Raw genomic sequence first — 21,233 nt, 5'->3', positions numbered from 1 at the left:
CTTTATACATCAAGTATCCCTCGTAACCAACGCTCCACAAAATTTTCAAAGGTAATGCCATAATTTTCATAAACAGCATGGTAAACAAAATAAGTTCCTAATCGCTCAAGTAATTCATCATTAATCTTCATGACAAACCGCTCCCTTCCCTTGAATTTTTCACTGAATTTTCAGATACTTAAACTTCCAATTTCTCGAATATTCTAGTGGAGTTCGCATAGTTGCAAAACCGTCACAATCTGCCGCCTCCATGCCCTTTTTTCATAGTTTTCTTTTCGTTAATATAGTAGTATCAACTTACAAAACTGGAGGGACTACTTGTGAGATGGATGACAAAGGTAGCTTGTATAACATGTCTTTGCGCGTTGCTCACTGGCTGTGATAATCGATTATCAGAAATTAAAGACGCGGTTTCCGGCATAAATTCAGCAGCAGAAAATGCAGCCAGTGCAGTTAGTCGTGATGTACATGCTGTACGAGCAATTGCCATTAACTATAAAGATACATCTTTTACGGTTAATGACCTATTTAAAACTATTTTACGTGACGTACGCTGGGATTATGACGCTGAAAAAAGTGAGCTTCATGTGAGAGGCACTTGGAAAGCACCACTATTTTCTGAGCAACCGTGGGATGATACGAAGAAAAAACAACTAGCAGAAACAGGTGTAGTAAAGGTAACATGCACTATTAACAACAATAAAGTTGATAGCGCTCTCACAAATGTAACACTTATTTTTAATGACGAAACGATTCTAGAAATGACTGGCGAGGACGCTCTTCATCACCTATATGATACATATTTACAAAAATAAGCTCCGTAGCCTTTAAACAAGGCTGTTCTTTCAAAGATTGTTTAAAAAAAAGGCAGATTTAATCTACAAAACGTCTAGATTAAATTCTGTCTTTTTGTTCTAATAAATCGCGAATCGAAAATTGTTTGTTTAATTGTTAGTGTTATTGACTAGTTACAGCTTGTTCTAGGGCTGTTTCTGTGATGCTAGGTGAGGATATGTATTTTTTCTAAATAATACTTCACGATAGCTAAATATTCTCTAAAGTAGTACTTAATACGAAATTCTGATGGTGTTGCAGCTGGTAAGCCGGTAACGTTAAGTCCTAAATCTTCAGCAATGGATTCGGCTCGATATAGATGGAATCGGTTTGTTACAACTACAATTGTGGAATCTTTGTCTATGTAATCCATTGAATACTGGAAATTTTCAAGAGTACGAGTAGAATTGGATTCGGTGATGATTCGTTGTTCATCAATACCTAATTGCATTAATGATTCTTTAATGACAGAAGCTTCAGACACAATTTCGTCCTGTCCCTGACCACCTGAAGCGATTGCTATTGTATTTTCGTTTTCTTTTAAGTAGGCAGCTGCGGTCGTAATGCGCTCGTACAGCAGACTAGACGGTTGATCCCCCGATAATCGTGTACCTAAAATAATGAGGTAATCTGCATTTTCTACCGCAGTATTTTTGCCTTGAGACACGATAAGTAAGTGTAGGCACAGAAAAAAAACAAGTACTACCGCGAGCAATATAGTGATGAGCTTGAATACTTTCTTCATAATAACCTCCATATTCACTGTAACGATTGACATTATGTAAATTATCGGTAGCAAATTTTAATATATGAGCTTGTTTTTTATTTTTTTCTAAAAGATCGTTACTATTACTACAATTAAATAGTCTGTGAAATAAATATAAAACGACTGTTAATACGCTCATCATAAAAAATTGTATTGTTGATGTCCAAAATATAAATAGAACATCTGCACCTAAAATAATCTCGCCCAGTGGCAGTTCTTTAGAGGACGAAGGAAATAAAATTATCTATAGGTACAATGACAAAAGAAGAATAAGAAGTTGCAAAAGAATCGAATCATTTAAAAGACACTTGAGCAAAAAATAACAATGTATACGATAGATACTATTGCATACATTTCTTTTCATACGCTACGATTAAGCTCATACAACACATTATCCTCTCCTTTTAATTTTAATAATCCAATCTATAGTAAGACGAACGGAATGATGTGATGTTCCAATTTTTCTTCACCTAACCGGCATGTTCCCGAGACGTCCGACGAACACCAAGGAGTCGCCTTAGCCTCACTCACTCCAACCACTTTTAATTTCTAGCGAAAACGAAACTTCAGTAACAATTTTTGTGCGAAAGAACAGCAACAGTAGATGTACAAGCGTCTAATCGATGTTCTTGAGCAATAAGCCCCTCTACCAAAAAAATCTTACAATTTTGAAATATCGGACTCTCCTAATTGAAACTTTCAAAACCAACAAGTTATAATAAAAGTATCACGTGATGGTTTGGAGGTGTTTGCATTGGGACAGAGAGATTAAAAATTGGCGAGCTTGCAGAAAAAACAGGCATTACAAAAAGAACAATCGATTATTATACAAACATCGGCTTATTAGAAGCCGAACGTTCTGCATCCAATTATCGCTACTATGCTCCTGCAATGATCGAAAGACTTCAGTATATCGAGCAACGCAAACAGCAAGGTCTTTCACTTATTGATATCCAACATGAACTAAACATCGCTCCACATGAAGAAATTGATGTACAAATGCTACGTGTAAAAATGCAAGACCTAGAGCAGGATGTAACTTCTTTACTTGAACAAATAAACAAACAAGACAACAAAAATATTGAAAAAATTAAAAAAAATGTTTCACCCGAAAGTATTGCACTCATGCAATCTTTACTTTTACTTATTCATAATTAGGAGGTGACGTTCTGTTCATACAGAACGACTATTTGGAGACCATACTCAACTTATCGATTTTTACAATTTTATTAGCATTAACTGGCTTTTTCGTAGCAACGGAGTTTGCTATTGTAAAAGTACGTTCATCAAGGCTTGACCAATTAATTGCGGAGGGCAATAAAAAAGCCGTATCTGCAAAGTATGTTGTCAATCATTTAGACGAGTACTTATCTGCCTGTCAGCTTGGTATTACTGTAACAGCGCTTGGTATCGGGATGGTCGGAGAAAAAACATTTGAATTTATGCTACACCCTCTATTTAACATGATAGGCATTTCAGATAAGTATATGACGATTTTTACAATTGGTAGTGCTTTTGCCATCGCAACATTTTTACATGTTGTCGTCGGGGAGTTGGCACCAAAAACTGCTGCGATTCAAAAGGCTGAAACGATTACACTCCATTTTGCCAAACCTATTATGTTGTTCTATAAAGTGATGTATCCATTTATTTGGTTCTTGAACGGCTCAGCTCGAGTATTAATCGGCCTAATTGGTATGAAGCCTGCTTCAGAGCATGAGATATCACATTCAGAGGAAGAATTACGATTACTGCTATCTGAAAGCTTTGAAAGTGGTGAAATCAATAAAACAGAGCTAAAGTTTGTGAATAATGTCTTTGAATTTGATGAACGTATTGCTCGTGAAATTATGGTTCCTCGAACAGAGATTGTTGGCATTGAAAAAAATGAATCTTTTACAAATATGATTCATTTTATCGCCGCTGAAAAATATACTCGCTATCCTGTTTATGATGGTGATCGTGATAATATTTTAGGCTTTATCAACGTTAAGGAATTGTTTACACACAGTTTGCTTGAGCAACTTACAGATGATTCATTAATTCTTGAAGATTTCATTAATCCTGTTATACGAGTCATTGAAACGATTCCTATTCAAGCATTACTTGTACGTATGCAAAAAGAGCGCATTCATATGGCTATTTTAATGGATGAATACGGCGGGACATCAGGGCTTGTAACAGTCGAGGATATTTTAGAAGAAATAGTAGGCGAGATTCGCGATGAGTTTGATGATGATGAAATTGCAGAAATACGAAAAGTAAGTGACAATCACTATATTTTAAACGCAAAAATGCTCATTGAGGATGTTGAAAAACTATTAAATGTAACACTTGAAGCGGATGAAGTCGAAACATTGGGCGGTTGGTTTTTAACAGTCAATAATGGCATTAAAGCAACTAAAAATATTGAGTTGGCCCCTTATATATTTAGTATTTATGAGCAGCAAGGCCATCGTATTCATTACATCGAAGTTCGTCCCCTTCGCAATATAGTGCCTACTGTATTAGAGGCCTATTCTGACTGATATGGTTTTCTTAATAGTTTATAACAATTTTATCTCCATAGGATCGTTCAAATGGGACCATTCTAGTTTTTCCAAATACTTTTTTCTTATTCCATTATTAGGCATATCCATATATAATAAATATATGGATATGATTCTATTTTCAGGGGGCAATACATATGAAATTGTTTAAACTATATCATTCGGATGGTATTCATATCATTACCGACGTCAAAAAACACAAAACTAACATTGAATTAAAAACAATTACAGGTGAAGTATTATATATTATCGTAGTAACCGATGAAAACTACACAGTATACGATGATCGTTTTGCTGGTGCTTCCAAGCAATTAAATTCTGTGGAGGCATTTGATATTGACGGAAACTTCCGTAGCTTAGATTTTGATAATATGCGTTTACTCTTCAAAGAGGCATTTACGAAGCTATTACAAGAGATTGCAGAATGTGTCAATGAAAATGATGAGCTAGTAGATATTGATACACTACGTCATAAAGTAAGCGCTCAAATTAAAGGTATCCATTTCCGCGTTATTTCTGACACGAAAAAATACGAGATTTAACTATTTAACAGACTGTCCAATAGATTGCGGATAGTCTGTTTTTACGGTTCAAATAGTCAGCATTTTCTCCATTATTTAACTATAGTCACCCCCGAAACAAAAAACATCTTATACCACTTTCATGTATAATGGTATTTAATGATCTGAAAGAAAGGGTGTTTGGATGAATCGTGAACAATTAATCACACTTATTTCGGAAAAACTGAAATTAATCCGTACCGAAAAAGATTTAACACAGGATCAGATGAGTGATTTACTAGGACTTTCTAAAAAAACACTTGTTCAAATTGAAAAAGGTCGTATTTATACTGGCTGGACTACAACGGTGGCAGTTTGTGCTTTATGCCGAGAAAGCTCCATTTTACAGCATGAGCTTGGCGGGGACCCACTTGAGGTTGTCGACTTAATCGCTAATAACGGAACATTATATCCTAAGGAAAAGACGATGGGTGGATACATATGGTGGAAAAATCTTAGCGAGTACAAAGGTTATCGTCTACAACAAAATGTCATTAGTCAGCATTTTCGAATTTTAGATACAAACAACTATCGACTACTATCAACATTCGACGAGTCAATAGCTAGGCAATCATGGGAAAATTTCCGAGAATAATTATTGTACTGTATTCGCACATAACGTAGAAGCATTACATCCAAATACCTCTACGTTATGCGCAGAAATACTAGGATCCTGCCAATACTACAGTGATGGCGCTCGTTTTCTTCAATATTCATCTTCTGTTTTGTTGTACTGCTTTCTTGCATTCTCACTCTCTCCTCACCTAGTTCTACTATAATATAATAGCAAATTCTCTCCCTTCGTTATTCTAGACCTAGACGAATGAATACAAAATGAAATCACTTCGTCATATGATAAAGTATAACTAGAAACCGATAGTATGGTGTAATAACATGACAACTAAACTTTTAGTTAAAAGTTTCATTAGTCGAAATTTCTAACACTATTCTCTATACTAAATAATAACTTCTCTAATACTGGAAAGGATGCTCTTTTATGGATCGAATACTAGCAATTAGTGATATACATGGGGAATTAGAACTTTTTGAAGAATTATTATTAAAAGCTAATTATGATACTGTGCAAGATCAGTTATTTTTACTTGGTGATTATATTGATCGTGGGCCTGCATCTTGTGGCGTTTTAAACCTAGTCGGAGAATTGCAGGCACAAGGTGCACGTGTGCTATTAGGAAATCATGAAGCCATTATGCTAAAAGCCTGCCGCTCTGGCGAACCTAAGCCGTGGAATCATTGGGTGGAACTTTGCGGTGGTGAAGCAACTCTTGCAAGCTATGGTTATCAGTTAGAAGATTTTAAGGAAGTCATTGAAAATGAGACATTACCTAGCTTTATTCAATCTTTACCAAAGCTCGAAGAACATTTACAGCTTATCGAAACCTTTGATACTTATATCGAATTAGAGGATGCCATTTTTGTACATGGCGGTGTAGTTCCTGGCCTAGCTTTGGCAGAAACAGATCCCTGGCAATTTTTATGGATTCGTGAAGAGTTTCATGTAGGTTATCAAGGCGAAAAAACTGTAATCTTTGGCCATACACCTACCTATAGACTTCACCATAATCCAACAGATTACAGTGTCTATTTTGGCGAAAATAATATCATCGGTATAGATGGTGGAGCTGTTTTTGGAGGGCAATTACACGCATTAGAATGGCCAAGTCATCAAATCATATCGGTGGAAAAGGAAAAGCCAACAAGTGTAGAATAACCTGTTGGCTTTTCGTGCGAAAATGAAGACAAAAGTTTTAATACAATTTAAAAATAACACCTACTAAAGAGTACACAATCACTGTTGTAAATAAAATTGTCATATGGATAAGTGAGAAAACAAACATTTTTGTCGCCCACTTTATTTGATCTTTATTACTATGATAGCCGTAAATACTCATCACAAGCCATGCAATGCTTAGCAATAGAGCTACAAGCATAATACCAACACTTAAAGTGCCAAATAAAAAGCTTGATAATATCAATAAGATTAAATAAAAGTTCGATTGATAATAAGTACGACGCATTCCTTTCACAACCGGAAGCATTGGAACGCCGGCTGCTTCGTAATCAGCATGCTTACGAATGGCAATGGCATAGAAATGAGGCATCTGCCAAATAACCATAACTAAAAATAGGCCAAGTATCGCAGGATGTGTAATATCAGAAGAAACAGCTGCCCAACCAATTAAAGCTGGTACCGCGCCGCCTATACTCCCTATTTCCGTATTATAAATCGTGCGACGTTTCGTCCACATTGTATAAGGTACTACATATAAAAATACTCCTAAGAGACCAAATCCTGCAGCTAATGGAGAAGCAAGTGCCAACAAAGCTGCCCCAAGAATAAGCATAGCAAAAGCTAAAGTTAACGCTGTTTTAGCTGACATTTCACCAGTTACAGTTGGTCGACTTTGCGTACGAGGCATTATAGCATCAATGTCTCGGTCATACACATTATTAAATGTTCCAGCAGCACCAATAACGAGCGCTGAGCCAATCGTTGCGAAAATAATTTCAGGTATATTTTCTACAAAAGTCATTTTATTTTTGTACATACCTAGCGTTAAACCAGCCCACATAGGAATTAAATTGGATTTAATGATCCCTGTTTTTACTGTCTGCGCTAAAATAGACGAGCGCGAGGACTTCTTGGAAGATTGTAGTTTATGCTCCGTTTTTAGATTTTGTTCCATTCATCTTAATTCCTTTTCTCTCTTAATTTCTACACGCTTTACCATTAGAAAGCGACAAATTTTGCATGCGATTAATTATGCGTCCGGAATCTGCTTTTGTGCTTGCACTAAAAACTCCTTGCCGATTCCTTGACATCTTCAGCGGATTTTAGCATTTACATCCGCATTCATTACCATCTATAGGATGGTTGACCTCTGTAGTTCGCTACAAAAAACGATTGTAACTGCCGATTTCGCTGAAATAAGTTAGACATATCAAATTATTATTCTACCCCTTTTAGATAGAGTCTGTCTCAATGTTCACATAAAGTACATGATTTTCTTACTCTTTATATTCTACCTAAAGAATATAGAGATACACGTTCATTCACAACATCTTCTATGATACCACCGACTGACATGAATTTGAACCTAATTGGCTTTATTCTTTGCATATTACTATTCAAGTAAAACAATCTACTCTATACTAAGGAGTATGCTTTTAACTATATGAAGGAGTGTCTATCACGTGAAATACGGATTTATCGGCCTTGGAAATATGACAACGGCCATTATTAAAGGAATGTGTAAAAGCGGAGATTTTAATCCTAGTTTTATTTATGGCTATAATCGTACCAAAGCAAAAACAACAAAATTAACAACCTCATACGGTATTCAAGCCGCAAGCTCTATTGAAGATATTATGTCGAATTGTGACGTCATTATCCTCGGTGTCAAACCCCAAATGTTACCAGATGTTTTACCAGAGGTGAAAAAGCATTTACAAGACAACCATGTCATTGTTTCGATTGCTGCAGGTAAAAATATTTCATATTTTCAGGGTTATCTATCTGAAGTTACCCCCATTATTCGTGTAATGCCAAACATTAATGCACTTATCGGTGCCTCTACAAGCTGCTTTACAGCAAGTGAACAAGTATCAAATATGCAGCTACAGTCTGTCATTTCACTGTTTGAAACAGTTGGTACAATTATCGAGGTCCCTGAACACCTATTTTCCATATTTACAACGATCGGTGGTGCTTCACCAGCATTCACCTATATGTATATTGACGCGTTAGCACGAGCTGCTGTTCGTGAAGGAATGCCTAAAAGCATGGCTCTTGATATTGCAGCAAATGCAGTACTCGGCAGTGCCAAAATGATAATACAATCTCAGGAACATCCCTGGGCACTTGTAGATCAGGTATGCTCACCAGGAGGAACAACTATTCAAGGTGTATCCTCATTACAAAGCAATCATTTTGAAACAACGATTCACGATGCTGTCGCTGCAGTGACTAACAAAGATCGAAGCTTATCAAAATAGAGCTTGATTGATTTACTAAAAAATAAAACAAAACCGAGACATCATTCGTGTCTCGGCTTTTTAGTTCATTGAAGATTATCTTGTAATTGCTGTGCTAAAAATTCAGTTAGGTCACGTAGATTTTCTGGTGTAACACCGTGACCGTCTGGATACTGCTTAAATGTCACAGTCGCTCCAAATTGCTCAAATAGTTCTTTACTTTCAGCGCCCCATTGCGACGGGATGACATAATCATAATCCCCATGAGAAATAAATGCATGTAAGTGATTGATTGGGCGAATTGCATATTCCTCTGTCACGAATTTTGGCGTGTAGCCACTTAAAGCTACTATTCCTGTAATTAAATTACCCATTGCAAAAGCAAGTGACTGTACCAAAACTGCTCCTTGACTGAATCCAAGCATGTACACTTTATGTGGATCAATTTGATATTCATCAATTGCCTCTAACACAAATCGTTGTAGCGCCACTAATACTTTATCGAAAATTTCTCGGTCTGGTTTACCGATGTCTTGGATTGTGAAAAAAGCATAGCCAGGCTTTTGCGTAATAGGCCCTCGTAAACTAAAGATATGACATTGCTCTTTAAAGTCCTGCACTAATTGTGGTAAATCATCTTCATTGCTTCCCATTCCATGCAATAAAAAAATCGCTGGATATTTTCTATTTGGATCCATATTCGTTGGTTGTGTATGTTTAAATGTAAATGGTGTATTCATGCAAAAATTCCTTTCAGGTGAACTTAGTGTCACCTTATTATACTGCAAAAAATAGCTAGACAAAAACAGGATTGCTTCGTTATCATAAATAGTTTTTTGGATCTAAGATCAGACCCTTGGAACACAATGTTTTTATGTACGAAATCGTAATAATAGAACATATACTTTTTAGCCTGTTCTTCTATCGGTTCGCTCAATATACTGCGATCGACATATACATGACAACTTTTGTAATGACTAAATTATAGTAATTTTGTCTTATTTATAATTCCGTCAGTGTGATAAGCAATATAGCCATTAATTATACGAATCGTTTCTTGTGGATCTGCATTAAATAGCACTTTTGATTGCTCTGGAGTTGAGACAAGTACCGTTAATAAATCTACGCGCATTGAATGTCCTGCAGAGCTATAAGCATAATCGTAAACAATATCTTCCTCTGTCACATTGTCTGTCGTATACTGCTTATGAAACAATTCTTTAGCGGCATCCATTTGTTCTGCAACTTGCTGACGAATTCGCATTTGATGCATCAATAGTTCTTCTTCAAGTACAGTGGTCTTTAACCATTCTTTCTTTTCGAGCATCTTCAAAAATTCCTTTTCCCAAATTTGCTCATTTTCAGTAAAATACAGCATATTTATCATTAACATATCCCAAAAATCAATTTGAGACTGTGCTGATTTACGCTGCATCTCTATTACTTCTTTAAAGTGCTCCTCAACCTTCGTAATATTCATATTGCGCACTAAATGATTACATACATTTTCAATAAATTTATTTGCCACTTCTTGTGCCATGAAAAAACCCGTCCTTTATGTCTACAAATCATTTCCTCACTATCATACCATGATTGTAGAATAGAAAGAAACGGGGAGCGTATAGGTCTGCCATGTAGGCTCTCATACTTTTTCAAGCGAACTAAAAAACATCCTCGCCATAAGATGAAACAAGGATGTTGTATGAACATTTTATACTTTAGATGTAGAAATTGAATTTAAAATAAACTTTGCATTTTTGTGAAGCGTTTGATAGTTCTCCTGAAATATATGTGGAGGTACAGGTTTGCTAAATAAGAAGCCCTGTATAGTATCACATTTACCGTCTATTAGATAGGTTAACTGCTCTATCTCTTCTATTCCTTCTGCAACTACCTTTAACTGTAGATGCTTTGCCATAGAGAGAATCATGTCAACTAATGCTTTATCTGTAGAGTTCGAATGTATTTTCTGAACGAAAGATCGATCAATTTTTAAACAATCTATAGGAAAATCCTTTAAATAAGATAATGACGAATAGCCTGTCCCAAAATCGTCTACTGCAATCGTAACCCCAAGCGCCCTCAATTTTTGTAAAATCGTTGTCATATGATCTATATTAATGGTCATACTTTCTGTTATCTCTAGCTGCAAATATTTCGGCTCTAATTGTGTTTTCTCAAGAACATGATGAATTATCTCAACTAAATTTTGCTGAAAAAGTTGACCTAATGACAGATTGACCGCTACTTTAATCGGTGGCAATCCCGCTGCCTCCCATTCCTTTACTTGTTGACAAGCTGTTTCTAGTACCCATTGTCCGATAGGAATAATTAATCCCGATTCCTCAGCAATTGGGATAAAGACTCCCGGCGAAATCCACCCCTTCTTTGGATGCTGCCATCTGACTAAAGCCTCTACTGACTTAATTTGGCCCGTATGTAAATCTAGTTGTGGTTGATAGTCTAAAAAAAGCTCTTGATTCGCTAATGCATCATGTAAATCATTTTCTAATAGAAGTTGCTCCGTCGTCTCTTTAGATATTGAGGACTCATAAAAGCGTAGACGAGTTGGAGATTTCTGCGCTTCATGCATAGCATAGAGTGCAAATCTAACAAGTTCCTCTTCCCTATAAGAATCTGTTGGAAATAAAGCAATACCAATATTTAATTGACTATTAAGAGAAAAATGTTGTATTTGGAATGATTCTTCCATGACAAATTGAAGCTGCTGACTAAGCTGTGTCAATTGATGGGTATTATTCACCTCATCAATATAAACGACAAAATAATCTTCTCTCAGCAAGCACAGTAAATACTTCTCTGGTAAAACATTTTTCAATCTTTGCGCGATTAGACATATCATTTGGTCTGCATATGTACTACCTAAAGACGCTTTAATCGCAGGAATTCTTTCTATACCGATCGCAAGAATTGCCTTTTGGGATTTAGATATGTATAAATCCTTCTTTAATGATTCCATTAAAAAACGTTCATTGGGTAAATTCGTAATCTCATTATGGTAAGCCATATGATGCATCTTTTCGCGAGATTTTTCTAAATGCTCTTGTGTATCAACTAACTGCTGAAAAGGTTTTTCGATAGATGAAAAATAAATAGCTCTAAATAAAAGATAAGAAGCACCTAACTCAAAAATATGTCCAATGAAGTTTTTAATATCATAAACATCTTGATAAATTGTATAAAGAAAATCGCTCATGATTAAATAAATGGAACTACATAATAATAAAAATATAATTTTAGGTGCTTTCTTAATATTTTTAAGCAATAGAACCATAATCAGCAACTGAAGCGCAACAGCTGTATATTGTAAAATATTTTTTAAAACAGTTGGGCCTTCACCTTCCATTATAAGTGGGGGCAAAATTGGTGTTGGACCATAGAGAACGCCAAAACAACAAATGATTATGGCAAACGGCAAGCTATAAATAAACCAACGATAACTTGATTTTATTTCCTTCTCCTTTATAAAAAAGATAATGAGAAAACCAATCGATAATAGTAATCGACAAAACATGTAAAACCATGTTGATGCATACGGCGTACTTTCTGTAATGAAAAATGGCATTCCTTTATAGGAAAGTGTATGCGCTATTTCTAATAAGCTAATCGTTAAAAATAATGCCCCAACATAAAGGACTCTATTCGATAAAATATACGGCGTAATTAACCATGTCTGAATGGAAATAGACATTGTCACTACAGTTATAAGCATTTCCATCATTAAATGAATCGTTACATAATTGTTCTCTCCAAATATCCCATAAAATTTATCGCTACCCAAACCCATTACGATTATTAAAATCATTGATAATAGGATGAATTGATTGCCCTGCTTCATAAATGAAAAATCCTCATTAAATTTCCACATCATAACTCCCTTCTTAAGCTCTAAATAATTTCCTCCATCTACTGCTTTATAGATGACTTTAGGATAATTATACTATAAAACTATTATAAAGTATTGACTTTTTAACCAAAAAGAAGAATAAAAATTCAGGACTAAATAATAAAATTAAGTAAAACTTTAATCAGTAGGGGGGTTCTTCATCCTACACTAAATATTAAATCTGGGCTTATCGCTACAAAAAAAGATGCCTCAGCTTTTGAGACATCTTCTATCTACTAGGAAAATACATAGCTATCCATATTATCTATTGTATTTTGAATAGCATCTTTTAAGGAACGTTGATGTTCGCCACAATCAGCAATGGCCTCTTCTAATGTAATTGCGGTATTTGCCATAAACGGTGCCATCTGCAAATCTTTCGCTAATTGAATAAGAACAAGTGCTTTATTCCATTTCCAACGCGCATTTTTCGAATCTAAGTTAATAGCTTGCTCTAAATAGCCAAGTGCATCGAATGGCATCCACCCAAAGCGATGCATCGTTTGACCCGTGATGCCCCAATATAAAGCTTTGTTAGGGTTTTCTTTTACAGCTTGTCTAAAACAATGGACACTCTCATTATAATGATGTGCAAACAAAAACAGTTCACCTTGTGTAAAATATGACTGTGCCTTTTCAATTGGGGTACCTGTTGTTGCTACATCCTCAAGTTCTTTAATACGCTTTGAAAACGCTGTTTCATCTTTGATCGCACGAATTTCGACTACGCTATCCGATTCAGGATAACTTTCATCCGCTCGTTCAGCATGTTGAGTTTCAACATCCAGTGCAGGCTTTGGATAGCAAGCAAAATCATACTCTTCTAATAATTTAATATATTTATCAGCTAACGCTTTCTCATTGTCATCTGTAACTTGCTTAGCTGCCTCATAACACTTCATTAGCTCACCATTATAAAAATAATCATCCATTGTCATTCAATATTCCTCCAATGTACAACTCTTCAGTATATTTAGTATACACTACAAAAATCAATTATGGCATTATTGCGTTCGGAGGCTTTAACTAGAATTAAAAAAAGACTGTTCAAAAATAACTTTTGATACAGTCTCAGCTTTACTTATTTTTTCAATACTTCTTTATTTAAAAATGTACGTAAATCTTCATCTGGTAAGGCACCTTCAAAGCGTTGAACCTCTTTACCACCTTCAAAACGAATAAAAGTTGGTGTCGCATTAATATGATATTTATCCCATAAATCTTGATATTCCCAAACATTTAATTGAGCAATATCAACACCAAGCTTCTTAGCCATAGGCATTAACTTAGGTGTAAAAGCTTTGCAGTGCACACATGTTGGACTGAAGAAATAAGCATTTACATCTTCACCCGCTTTTATCTTTTTTTCAAGCTCATCTGGCAACATAATATTTTGGTAATTTTTATCATCTAATTGATCAATTGTTTCTTGTTTCAGTTTTTTGTCACCGTAAGGGTTATTTCCACTTGCTACCTTACTTTTGTTCGATACATTTGTTAGCACAATAATTACTACAAATAACAAAACAATTACTGAGCCAATAATTAGTAGTTTTTTCACGAAAATGTATTCCTCCCTTTCCACACTAAAAAACCCTAGTTTTAGTGTATTTGCAATTGATTATAAAGTGTTTTGAAAACCTAGTAAACTAATAAGTCTTTGAAAATAAGTTTTTCCATAATTCAAACATAATTTGGCCCAAATTTGGAAACATACATATATAATGCTCAATACGAATATGGAGTGGTTAATATGAAACACACTATCCGAAATATTTTTCAAATTTATAAAAGTGATATCCATAATATTTTAACAAACTGGGTAGTTGCTGTCATTATTGGTGGGCTCATTTTTTTACCTTCTCTTTATGCTTGGCTCAATATTTATGCATCTATGGATCCCTATGCTCATACATCCAACATGAAGATTGCTATTGTCAATGAAGACACAGGAGCGAATGTTAGAGGAGAAGATATTAATGTCGGTAACGAGGTAGTAACCAATTTAAGTACCAATCAAAACTTTACTTGGGAATTTACCTCTCATGACCAAGCACTTGATCATTTAAAAAACGGGAACTATTTTGCGGTTATAGTTGTTCCTAGTGATTTTTCTCAAAAACTTACCTCCATACTATCAAAAGTGCCTACTAAAGCGCATATCGATTATTATGTAAATGAAAAAATAAATCCAATTGCACCTAAAATTACAAGTAAAGGTGCTAGTGGTCTGACGCAACAAGTATCTAGCGAGTTTATCTCAACCGTTAATGGAACACTTTTTTCTATTTTTAATACGGTCGGTGTTGAAATGGAAAAGGAAATTCCAGATTTTAAAAAATTCGAAAATTACATTTTTACGATTGAACATCATCTTCCAGATATCGGAACGTTTTTAGCGAAAACTGCTAATGGCGGAAAAGAAGCTGAGACATTACTGAATCATACGATTACGCAAGTTCCTGAGGTTGAAAAATTAGCAAATGATGGTCTAACAACGATCAACTCAGGTTTAAAATTGATTAATGAAGCGGATACATTATTCAACCAACTGTCCCCTATCGTAAAGAAAGATCTAGAATCTGTGCAAAATATTGCTCAACGATTTACAGATATTATAGGGAAGCTACAAAATGCTAATATAGATACAGCTGCCCTTGCACAAATAAAGGATACGATAAAAAACCAACTAGCTGCATCTCGCGAGAAAGTAAATACTAGCATCCAAACACTTGAAGCACTTCAAAAATTAACACAAGCTGATGCTTCGACTCGAAAACAGCTTGAAAACAAGGTGCAAAACATCCTGACGGCGCTACAGCAAAGCAATTCTGAAGATGTTAAGACTTTGCTAACTAACAATCAAATTATTGAACAACTTGAAGCTATACGTGGAGATTTACAGGCAAATCCTAGTTTTACTGATTATTCTTTAAGCTCTTTAACAGCATTAAATCAGCTAAATACTTTATTAACGGACGCCTCAACTAAAATACAGCAATTAAATACTATTGATGTCGAAACGATAAAAAAAGATCTAGCTGATGTTCAAAGTGTTGCTCAAAATGCTTCGAACAATCTTCATCAATTCCTTACTAATTATAACGATCATCTAGAGCCACAAATTCATACGACACTGACTTCTGCGAAAAATACTTTAACGAATGCTTCAACCATGTTAACAAAAGTAAAAAGTTTACTACCTCAAGCAACAGATCGTTTAACAAATGCTAAAAATATGTTAGCCACAGCTAATAAGACCATTGGTACAGTACAATCAGATTTTCCTGCATTAAGTACAAAAATTAAAGCTCTTGCAGATAAGCTGAGAAAATTAGAAAGCGAAGCTGACATTTCTGAAATCGTTCAATTGTTGAAAAACGACGTTAACGCGGAGCGAGATTTTTTTGAGGAGCCAATTAAGCTTGAAGAACATAGAATGTTTCCAATTGCTAATTATGGAACAGCTATGACACCGTTTTACACTGTGCTTTCCGTTTGGGTTGGTTGTTTATTATTAATTTCTCTATTATCTGTAGATATTCACGACAATAGTCAATATAGTATTCGCCAAATATACTTTGGACGTTTATTAACATTTGCAACTTTTTCATTTATTCAAACGCTCATTATAACAATTGGCGATATTGTTATTTTAGATGGTTCAATTAGTGCTCCTTACTTCTTTATTCCATTTGGGCTATTTATTAGCTTAGTGTTCATTACAGTTGTCTATACGCTAGTATCCGTATTCGGAAATGTTGGAAAAGCGTTAGCCATTGTCATGTTAGTATTGCAAATTGCAGGTTCCGGTGGCACATATCCTGTCGAATTACTACCGAAGTTTTTCCAAATGATAAATCCATTTCTGCCGTTTACTTATGCAATTGGGATGATGCGAGAGGCAGTTGGTGGTATTATTTGGTCAAAGGTTTGGATTGATCTTGCCTTTTTATCTTTCTTCTGGCTCATTTTCATACTATTTGGTTTCTTCATGAAAAAATTACTGAGTGAGAAAATGGAACTTTTAATGAACAAAACACGCGGATTAGATATTTTTCATTAATTTTCACTAGTGCTTCTTGTAAATCCTAAAACGAACGATGTTATAATGGAAGTATTGTAAACATGTAGGAGGCGCCTTTGTTGAAAAAACTACTATCTATTTTTACTTTGTCGTTATTAGTGTTGAGTGCTTGTGGTGAAGATAAACAGGTTGTTGAAAAAAATGCAGCGCAAAAAGAAGTTTCACATGAAGAACATAGACATGCTTCCGGAGATATTCAGGAGGAAACTGCATCTTCTGATATATTACCATCGTTTTTAAACAATAAATCAGAAGATATTCGCTTAGTGTATCAAATTGCTGGTCACTCTACTGACATTTTAGAATGGATGCCATGCTATTGTGGATGTGGTGAATCAGCTGGACATAAAAGCAATTTAAACTGCTTTATTGAGGAAAAACGTGAGGATGGCACCATTGTTTGGGATGATCACGGTACCCGTTGTCTCGTTTGCCTAGAAATTGCTGTACAGTCTGCAAAAATGCATAAAGATGGTATGAGCCTAAAAGAAATTCGTCAAACAATTGATGACACATATAAAGAAGGCTACGCAAAACCAACGCCGACTGATATGCCTGCTTAATAACAAAAAACTCATCGTTTGATGAGTTTTTTTGTTATTTAACGAGCTGTAGCACCGTTTTAAAATGTGGATGATCTGCACGTTGTAATAACTCGTATAAAATCATTTCCACACTTGTTGGTAAAATTCCAAGTGCCTTCATTTTCTCAAGCCCTATCTCTTTATTGGCCTTTGTACGAGAGGACACTGCATCCGCAACAACTTCAACCTCAAACCCTTGTTCTTTTAGCTGTATGGCCGTTTGATAGACACAAATATGTGTTTCGATACCTGTCACAATAAATTGAGAACGACCACTTGCCTTCATTGCATCGACAAACTCTTGTTCCTGGCATGCACTAAAAGCCATTTTAGCTATAGGTTGTTGACCTTGAATATGCTGAGCAATATTTAACGCTGTCCCACCTAAACGGCTAGGATTTTGCTCGAGCCATAAAATAGGTACCTCTAATACTTGCATAGCTTGTACCAGCTTGGCCACATTTTCAATTACCGCTTCACTTTCGTCAACAATTGTCGCTAACTTCCCTTGTACATCGACGACAACTAAACACGCTTCTTCTATTGTAAACATTTAAAACACCCCTTATAGCAGTATTCACAATTCATTATACCTAAAGTTACTAGTTTATGTTCACGGTTAGCGATATTTCGTCCATTTAACTTAATTAGTATGTTCCTCTCTGCCTGTAAATATATCCATCTTTACCCTATAAGAACTTAGACTATACTCCGGAAAGCGTCCTTGTGGGGTGGAATGTACTAGCGAGTGCTTATTTAACAGAAGAAATTTCATTTACACAAACACGAACATTTAATTAGCACACTGTTTTAGCAATATGTAAATCACGAAATATTAACTCATATATGTACCACTCCATTTCAGTTTGTTCGTATTTGAAGCTAAAACGCTATTGTGAATTTTAACTCAATTGTGTACATTTTGTTGCGAGCCTGTCATTATTCTGCTCGAATAGCGATAATTTTATTTTTTCTCTTGAAAATTGAGTTATAATCCAGTAAAGTGCTTTTAACGGTCAGTAATCCGTTTATTCTATTATCTTTACATTAAAAAAGTTAGCTAGATGACTATGAACTGATTGTAAAAGCCCGATAGATTCATTAACCAATTAGTAAGGACTAAACTGATTAAGGTTTGACCTTATAAAACAAACAAGGAGTGTACCACTTTGACACAACGAGCATACAATTTTAACGCAGGCCCTTCTGCCCTACCACTAGAAGTATTAGAAAAAGCCCAACAACAATTAGTAAACTTCCGTGACTCAGGCATGTCAATTATGGAAATGAGCCATCGTAGTGCCATTTTCGACGAAGTACATAATGAAGCAATTGCTTTATTGAAAAAGCTTTATGCTATCCCAGAGAACTATGAAGTCCTTTTCCTACAAGGTGGAGCTAGTCTTCAATTTACTATGATACCGATGAACTTCCTACAAGCAGATCAAAAAGCAAGTTACGTATTATCTGGATCATGGTCTGAAAAAGCTTTCAAAGAGGCTAAATTATTTGGTACACCTGTTGAAGCTGCTAGTACAAAAGAAAATAAATACCGCAATATCCCAACTTTGGCAAACCTTGAATTCAATGAAGATGATGCCTATTTACATATCACTTCAAACAATACGATTTACGGTACACAATGGAAGGAATTCCCTGAAACAGGTAATGTACCCTTAATTGCGGATATGTCTAGTGATATTCTTTCTAAACCAGTAGATGTAAGTAAATTTGGTCTTATTTATGCAGGGGCTCAAAAAAATCTTGGTCCATCTGGTGTAACAGTAGTCATTATTCGCAAAGATTTACTAGAGAAAGCGAATAAAAATATTCCTACAATGCTTAAATATTCAACGCATGCTGATAGCAACTCTTTATACAATACACCACCAACTTTTGGTATCTATATGTTAGGTGAAGTATTAAAATGGGTAGAATCAAAAGGCGGCGTTGCTGAAATTGCCAAGCATAATGAATTAAAAGCAAAAGTAATTTATGATGCTATTGACAACAGCAATGGGTTCTATACAGGTCATGCAACACCTGAAAGCCGTTCTTTAATGAACATCACTTTCCGTGTTGCTGATGAAGAGCTTGAAAAACAATTCCTTGCTGAGGCAAAAGCAGCTGGATTTGTTGGACTTAATGGACACCGCTCTGTAGGCGGCTGCCGTGCTTCTACTTACAATGCTGTACCATTAGAGGCTTGTGAAGCATTACGTGACTTTATGGTAGAATTCCAACAAAAACATCAAAAGTAACAAAATTTCGCCTAGGACGTGGCGTTCGTTCCTCTATTTCAGTAAGTGCTTGGATACCTACTGAAAAGGGTCCAATCTTTACCTTCAAAGATTGGACCCTTTTACTGAATAAAGATAAAAAATCGACGAATGATTTACTTAACGTAATCATTCGTCTCTTTTTATTATTATTTTAAGGAAATACATCTTTTTAAATGCCTAGCGGACATTTTACCAATCTCATTTCACTCAAAAATCATAGATTATTAAAGTGATGCGCAATACTAGTCGGAAAAGTCCTTGTACAAAAAAATTGAAACTACAAGTATAACAGCATATATACAATAAAAGGGGTAGTTCCAAATGAAACCGCACTCGGAACTACCCCTCTCTTCAAATTTTGTCATGTCAGAATTCACAAAGTTTCATGCTTACATTCCGGACATTTACCATAGATTTCAAATTTATGATTTTCAATCTCATAGTCTGGCAGCTTTTCTCCAAGCATTTCCATAGGGCAGAGATTTAGCTCCTTAACATTGCCGCAATCCATACAAATAAAATGATGGTGATGATGTTCAGATTCACAATGCATACGGAAATTTCGTTCCCCAGATAACTCAGTTTCCTCCAGTATTCCTAGCTTCACAAACGTTGAAAGGTTACGGTAAATCGTATCGAAACTCATACCTGGAAAATCTTTTTTCAAAACATCTAATAAATCTCGAGCAGTTAAATATTTATCTGTTGCTGCAAACATATCTAATATTAACTCACGCTTATCTGTTTTTTTAAAGCCGTTTTCTTTTAAAATATCCCACGCTCTTGAAACATTCACTGCGCTACCTCCTCCCGTTTTGTAGCCATTTTAAACACTATTTTCTTCACTAGTATTACAAGCAACAAAATTAAGATAGAAGTAACGACAATTGTACCACCGGGTGCTAAATCTAAATAAAAAGCACTGACTAAACCGATTAACACAGCCGTTTCACCAAAGACAATTGCATAAATAATTGTTTGCTTAAAGCCCTTTGCGAGTCGCATTGCAGCAGCCACTGGTAACGTCATAAGTGATGATACAAGTAAAATGCCGACGATGCGCATGCTTGCAGCAATAACAAGCGCTGTAACGATCATAAACAAGAGATGAATCCAACGTGCAGGCAGACCGCTAGCTTTTGCATATTCCTCATCGAAAGATAAAACAAAAAGTTCCTTAAAAAATATAAATAAAAAGATAATGACAACGGCAGCAATTCCTACTACTACCCATAAATCCTGACGTGATACAGCTGACACTGAACCAAATAAATAGCTCATTAAATCCGTGCTAAAGCCACTCGCAAGCGAGACAAAAATAGCACTAATACCAATGCCACCAGACATAATAATTGGAATAGCAAGCTCTTCATAGTGCTTATATAATCGTCTAAGACGCTCAATTAAAATTGAACCGCTGACAGAGGCTAGTATGCCTAAGTAAATCGGATTTAGCATCGCAAATGCTGTAACAGATTGACTGATATATAAACTTCCCGCTATTCCCGCCAGTGTCACATGTGACAAGGCATCAGCAATAAGTGAAAGCCTGCGAACGACAATAAAAACACCTAATAGCGGTGCCAATATGCCAATTAATAGCCCAGAGAAAAAGGCATTTTGTAAAAATTCATAGTTAAAAATTGCTTCAATCATTATGCCTTCTCC

General features: G+C 35.5%; 21 protein-coding genes. 10 read left to right on the top strand and 11 right to left on the bottom strand.

Features of this window, described 5'->3' with window-relative positions; genetic code table 11:
- Positions 1–2: 2 nt before the first annotated feature.
- Positions 3–131 carry a hypothetical protein gene (locus tag PVA17_RS12040; protein WP_256469430.1) on the bottom strand — a complete coding sequence of 43 codons (129 nt, stop codon included), beginning with the start codon at positions 129–131 and terminating at the stop codon, positions 3–5.
- Positions 132–329: 198 nt separating this feature from the next.
- Between PVA17_RS12040 and PVA17_RS12035 the strand changes: the two genes are divergently transcribed.
- Positions 330–815 (top strand): hypothetical protein, encoded by a 486-nt coding sequence (locus PVA17_RS12035; RefSeq protein WP_274067816.1) that lies wholly within the window; start codon positions 330–332, stop codon positions 813–815.
- A 185-nt stretch (positions 816–1,000) separates the two neighbouring features.
- On the opposite strand, the gene PVA17_RS12030 is transcribed toward PVA17_RS12035, so the two are convergent.
- Entirely contained in the window at positions 1,001–1,579 is a 579-nt protein-coding gene (locus PVA17_RS12030) for a YdcF family protein (RefSeq protein WP_274067812.1), read from the bottom strand.
- A gap of 774 nt (positions 1,580–2,353) precedes the next feature.
- Between PVA17_RS12030 and PVA17_RS12025 the strand changes: the two genes are divergently transcribed.
- The 5 genes from PVA17_RS12025 to PVA17_RS12005 all read left to right on the top strand — a co-directional run bounded on the left by PVA17_RS12025 (position 2,354) and on the right by PVA17_RS12005 (position 6,441).
- Entirely contained in the window at positions 2,354–2,758 is a 405-nt protein-coding gene (locus PVA17_RS12025) for a MerR family transcriptional regulator (protein WP_323653577.1), read from the top strand.
- Positions 2,759–2,790: 32 nt separating this feature from the next.
- Positions 2,791–4,128, top strand: coding sequence for a hemolysin family protein (locus tag PVA17_RS12020; RefSeq protein ID WP_248716510.1), 1,338 nt, complete (start codon positions 2,791–2,793; stop codon positions 4,126–4,128).
- A gap of 158 nt (positions 4,129–4,286) precedes the next feature.
- A complete protein-coding gene (locus tag PVA17_RS12015) occupies positions 4,287–4,691 on the top strand; it encodes a hypothetical protein (protein WP_132356769.1) in 405 nt (134 codons plus the stop codon).
- 163 nt (positions 4,692–4,854) lie between these two features.
- Complete coding sequence (locus PVA17_RS12010) at positions 4,855–5,304, top strand: helix-turn-helix transcriptional regulator (protein ID WP_248716512.1); 450 nt, start codon at positions 4,855–4,857, stop codon at positions 5,302–5,304.
- 402 nt (positions 5,305–5,706) lie between these two features.
- Positions 5,707–6,441, top strand: coding sequence for a metallophosphoesterase (locus PVA17_RS12005; protein ID WP_132356771.1), 735 nt, complete (start codon positions 5,707–5,709; stop codon positions 6,439–6,441).
- A gap of 37 nt (positions 6,442–6,478) precedes the next feature.
- On the opposite strand, the gene cyoE is transcribed toward PVA17_RS12005, so the two are convergent.
- Positions 6,479–7,417: a heme o synthase gene (cyoE, locus tag PVA17_RS12000; RefSeq protein WP_132356772.1), complete on the bottom strand. Its 939-nt coding sequence runs from the start codon at positions 7,415–7,417 to the stop codon at positions 6,479–6,481.
- 508 nt (positions 7,418–7,925) lie between these two features.
- Between cyoE and proC the strand changes: the two genes are divergently transcribed.
- Complete coding sequence (proC, locus tag PVA17_RS11995) at positions 7,926–8,726, top strand: pyrroline-5-carboxylate reductase (RefSeq protein WP_274067811.1); 801 nt, start codon at positions 7,926–7,928, stop codon at positions 8,724–8,726.
- A gap of 65 nt (positions 8,727–8,791) precedes the next feature.
- Here proC and PVA17_RS11990 read toward each other — a convergent pair whose 3' ends face one another.
- From PVA17_RS11990 to PVA17_RS11970, 5 genes are all read right to left on the bottom strand, one after another.
- Positions 8,792–9,445, bottom strand: coding sequence for an alpha/beta hydrolase (locus PVA17_RS11990; RefSeq protein ID WP_274067810.1), 654 nt, complete (start codon positions 9,443–9,445; stop codon positions 8,792–8,794).
- A 242-nt stretch (positions 9,446–9,687) separates the two neighbouring features.
- The gene (locus PVA17_RS11985) at positions 9,688–10,245 is read right to left on the bottom strand and encodes a hypothetical protein (RefSeq protein WP_132356775.1); all 558 of its coding nucleotides are present in this window, start codon (positions 10,243–10,245) and stop codon (positions 9,688–9,690) included.
- 171 nt (positions 10,246–10,416) lie between these two features.
- On the bottom strand, positions 10,417–12,597 hold the full coding sequence (locus PVA17_RS11980; RefSeq protein WP_274067809.1) for a bifunctional diguanylate cyclase/phosphodiesterase: 2,181 nt from the start codon (positions 12,595–12,597) through the stop codon (positions 10,417–10,419).
- 251 nt (positions 12,598–12,848) lie between these two features.
- Positions 12,849–13,550 (bottom strand): O-linked GlcNAc transferase, encoded by a 702-nt coding sequence (locus PVA17_RS11975; protein ID WP_274067808.1) that lies wholly within the window; start codon positions 13,548–13,550, stop codon positions 12,849–12,851.
- A gap of 143 nt (positions 13,551–13,693) precedes the next feature.
- Complete coding sequence (locus PVA17_RS11970; RefSeq protein ID WP_274067807.1) at positions 13,694–14,173, bottom strand: thioredoxin family protein; 480 nt, start codon at positions 14,171–14,173, stop codon at positions 13,694–13,696.
- 192 nt (positions 14,174–14,365) lie between these two features.
- Between PVA17_RS11970 and PVA17_RS11965 the strand changes: the two genes are divergently transcribed.
- Positions 14,366–16,678: a YhgE/Pip domain-containing protein gene (locus PVA17_RS11965; RefSeq protein ID WP_274067806.1), complete on the top strand. Its 2,313-nt coding sequence runs from the start codon at positions 14,366–14,368 to the stop codon at positions 16,676–16,678.
- A gap of 80 nt (positions 16,679–16,758) precedes the next feature.
- Positions 16,759–17,262: a PCYCGC motif-containing (lipo)protein gene (locus tag PVA17_RS11960; RefSeq protein WP_132356780.1), complete on the top strand. Its 504-nt coding sequence runs from the start codon at positions 16,759–16,761 to the stop codon at positions 17,260–17,262.
- Between the two features lie 34 nt (positions 17,263–17,296).
- Here the strand turns inward: PVA17_RS11960 and PVA17_RS11955 are convergent, their stop codons facing one another.
- Entirely contained in the window at positions 17,297–17,836 is a 540-nt protein-coding gene (locus tag PVA17_RS11955; protein ID WP_248716523.1) for a hydrolase, read from the bottom strand.
- A 616-nt stretch (positions 17,837–18,452) separates the two neighbouring features.
- On the opposite strand from PVA17_RS11955, the gene serC reads away from it, so the two are divergent.
- Positions 18,453–19,544 carry a 3-phosphoserine/phosphohydroxythreonine transaminase gene (gene serC / locus PVA17_RS11950; protein ID WP_132356782.1) on the top strand — a complete coding sequence of 364 codons (1,092 nt, stop codon included), beginning with the start codon at positions 18,453–18,455 and terminating at the stop codon, positions 19,542–19,544.
- Positions 19,545–19,938: 394 nt separating this feature from the next.
- Here the strand turns inward: serC and PVA17_RS11945 are convergent, their stop codons facing one another.
- Together PVA17_RS11945 and PVA17_RS11940 are read right to left on the bottom strand one after the other, a co-directional pair.
- A complete protein-coding gene (locus PVA17_RS11945; RefSeq protein ID WP_132356783.1) occupies positions 19,939–20,361 on the bottom strand; it encodes a Fur family transcriptional regulator in 423 nt (140 codons plus the stop codon).
- A complete protein-coding gene (locus PVA17_RS11940; protein WP_274067805.1) occupies positions 20,358–21,221 on the bottom strand; it encodes a metal ABC transporter permease in 864 nt (287 codons plus the stop codon). Before PVA17_RS11940 ends, PVA17_RS11945 begins: the two co-directional genes overlap by 4 nt.
- Positions 21,222–21,233: the final 12 nt, after the last annotated feature.

Origin of the sequence: Lysinibacillus sp. CNPSo 3705, from assembly GCF_028674935.1 — a bacterium.
Classification (GTDB): Bacteria; Bacillota; Bacilli; order Bacillales_A; family Planococcaceae; genus Lysinibacillus.
Note: the sequence above shows the minus strand (reverse complement) of the source record. Positions and strands in the feature narration are given on the sequence as shown.

What these genes read in the sequence shown, in the direction of transcription:
- PVA17_RS12010 (WP_248716512.1), top strand. Translation starts at nt 4,855, where the DNA reads ATGAATCGTGAACAATTAATCACACTTATTTCGGAAAAACTGAAATTA.
- PVA17_RS12005 (WP_132356771.1), top strand. Translation starts at nt 5,707, where the DNA reads ATGGATCGAATACTAGCAATTAGTGATATACATGGGGAATTAGAACTT.
- PVA17_RS12030 (WP_274067812.1), bottom strand. Translation starts at nt 1,579, where the DNA reads ATGAAGAAAGTATTCAAGCTCATCACTATATTGCTCGCGGTAGTACTT.
- PVA17_RS12015 (WP_132356769.1), top strand. Translation starts at nt 4,287, where the DNA reads ATGAAATTGTTTAAACTATATCATTCGGATGGTATTCATATCATTACC.
- PVA17_RS11980 (WP_274067809.1), bottom strand. Translation starts at nt 12,597, where the DNA reads ATGATGTGGAAATTTAATGAGGATTTTTCATTTATGAAGCAGGGCAAT.
- PVA17_RS11990 (WP_274067810.1), bottom strand. Translation starts at nt 9,445, where the DNA reads ATGAATACACCATTTACATTTAAACATACACAACCAACGAATATGGAT.
- PVA17_RS11985 (WP_132356775.1), bottom strand. Translation starts at nt 10,245, where the DNA reads ATGGCACAAGAAGTGGCAAATAAATTTATTGAAAATGTATGTAATCAT.
- PVA17_RS11940 (WP_274067805.1), bottom strand. Translation starts at nt 21,221, where the DNA reads ATGATTGAAGCAATTTTTAACTATGAATTTTTACAAAATGCCTTTTTC.
- PVA17_RS11955 (WP_248716523.1), bottom strand. Translation starts at nt 17,836, where the DNA reads ATGTTTACAATAGAAGAAGCGTGTTTAGTTGTCGTCGATGTACAAGGG.
- cyoE (WP_132356772.1), bottom strand. Translation starts at nt 7,417, where the DNA reads ATGGAACAAAATCTAAAAACGGAGCATAAACTACAATCTTCCAAGAAG.
- PVA17_RS11965 (WP_274067806.1), top strand. Translation starts at nt 14,366, where the DNA reads ATGAAACACACTATCCGAAATATTTTTCAAATTTATAAAAGTGATATC.
- PVA17_RS12040 (WP_256469430.1), bottom strand. Translation starts at nt 131, where the DNA reads ATGAAGATTAATGATGAATTACTTGAGCGATTAGGAACTTATTTTGTT.
- PVA17_RS11975 (WP_274067808.1), bottom strand. Translation starts at nt 13,550, where the DNA reads ATGACAATGGATGATTATTTTTATAATGGTGAGCTAATGAAGTGTTAT.
- PVA17_RS12035 (WP_274067816.1), top strand. Translation starts at nt 330, where the DNA reads ATGACAAAGGTAGCTTGTATAACATGTCTTTGCGCGTTGCTCACTGGC.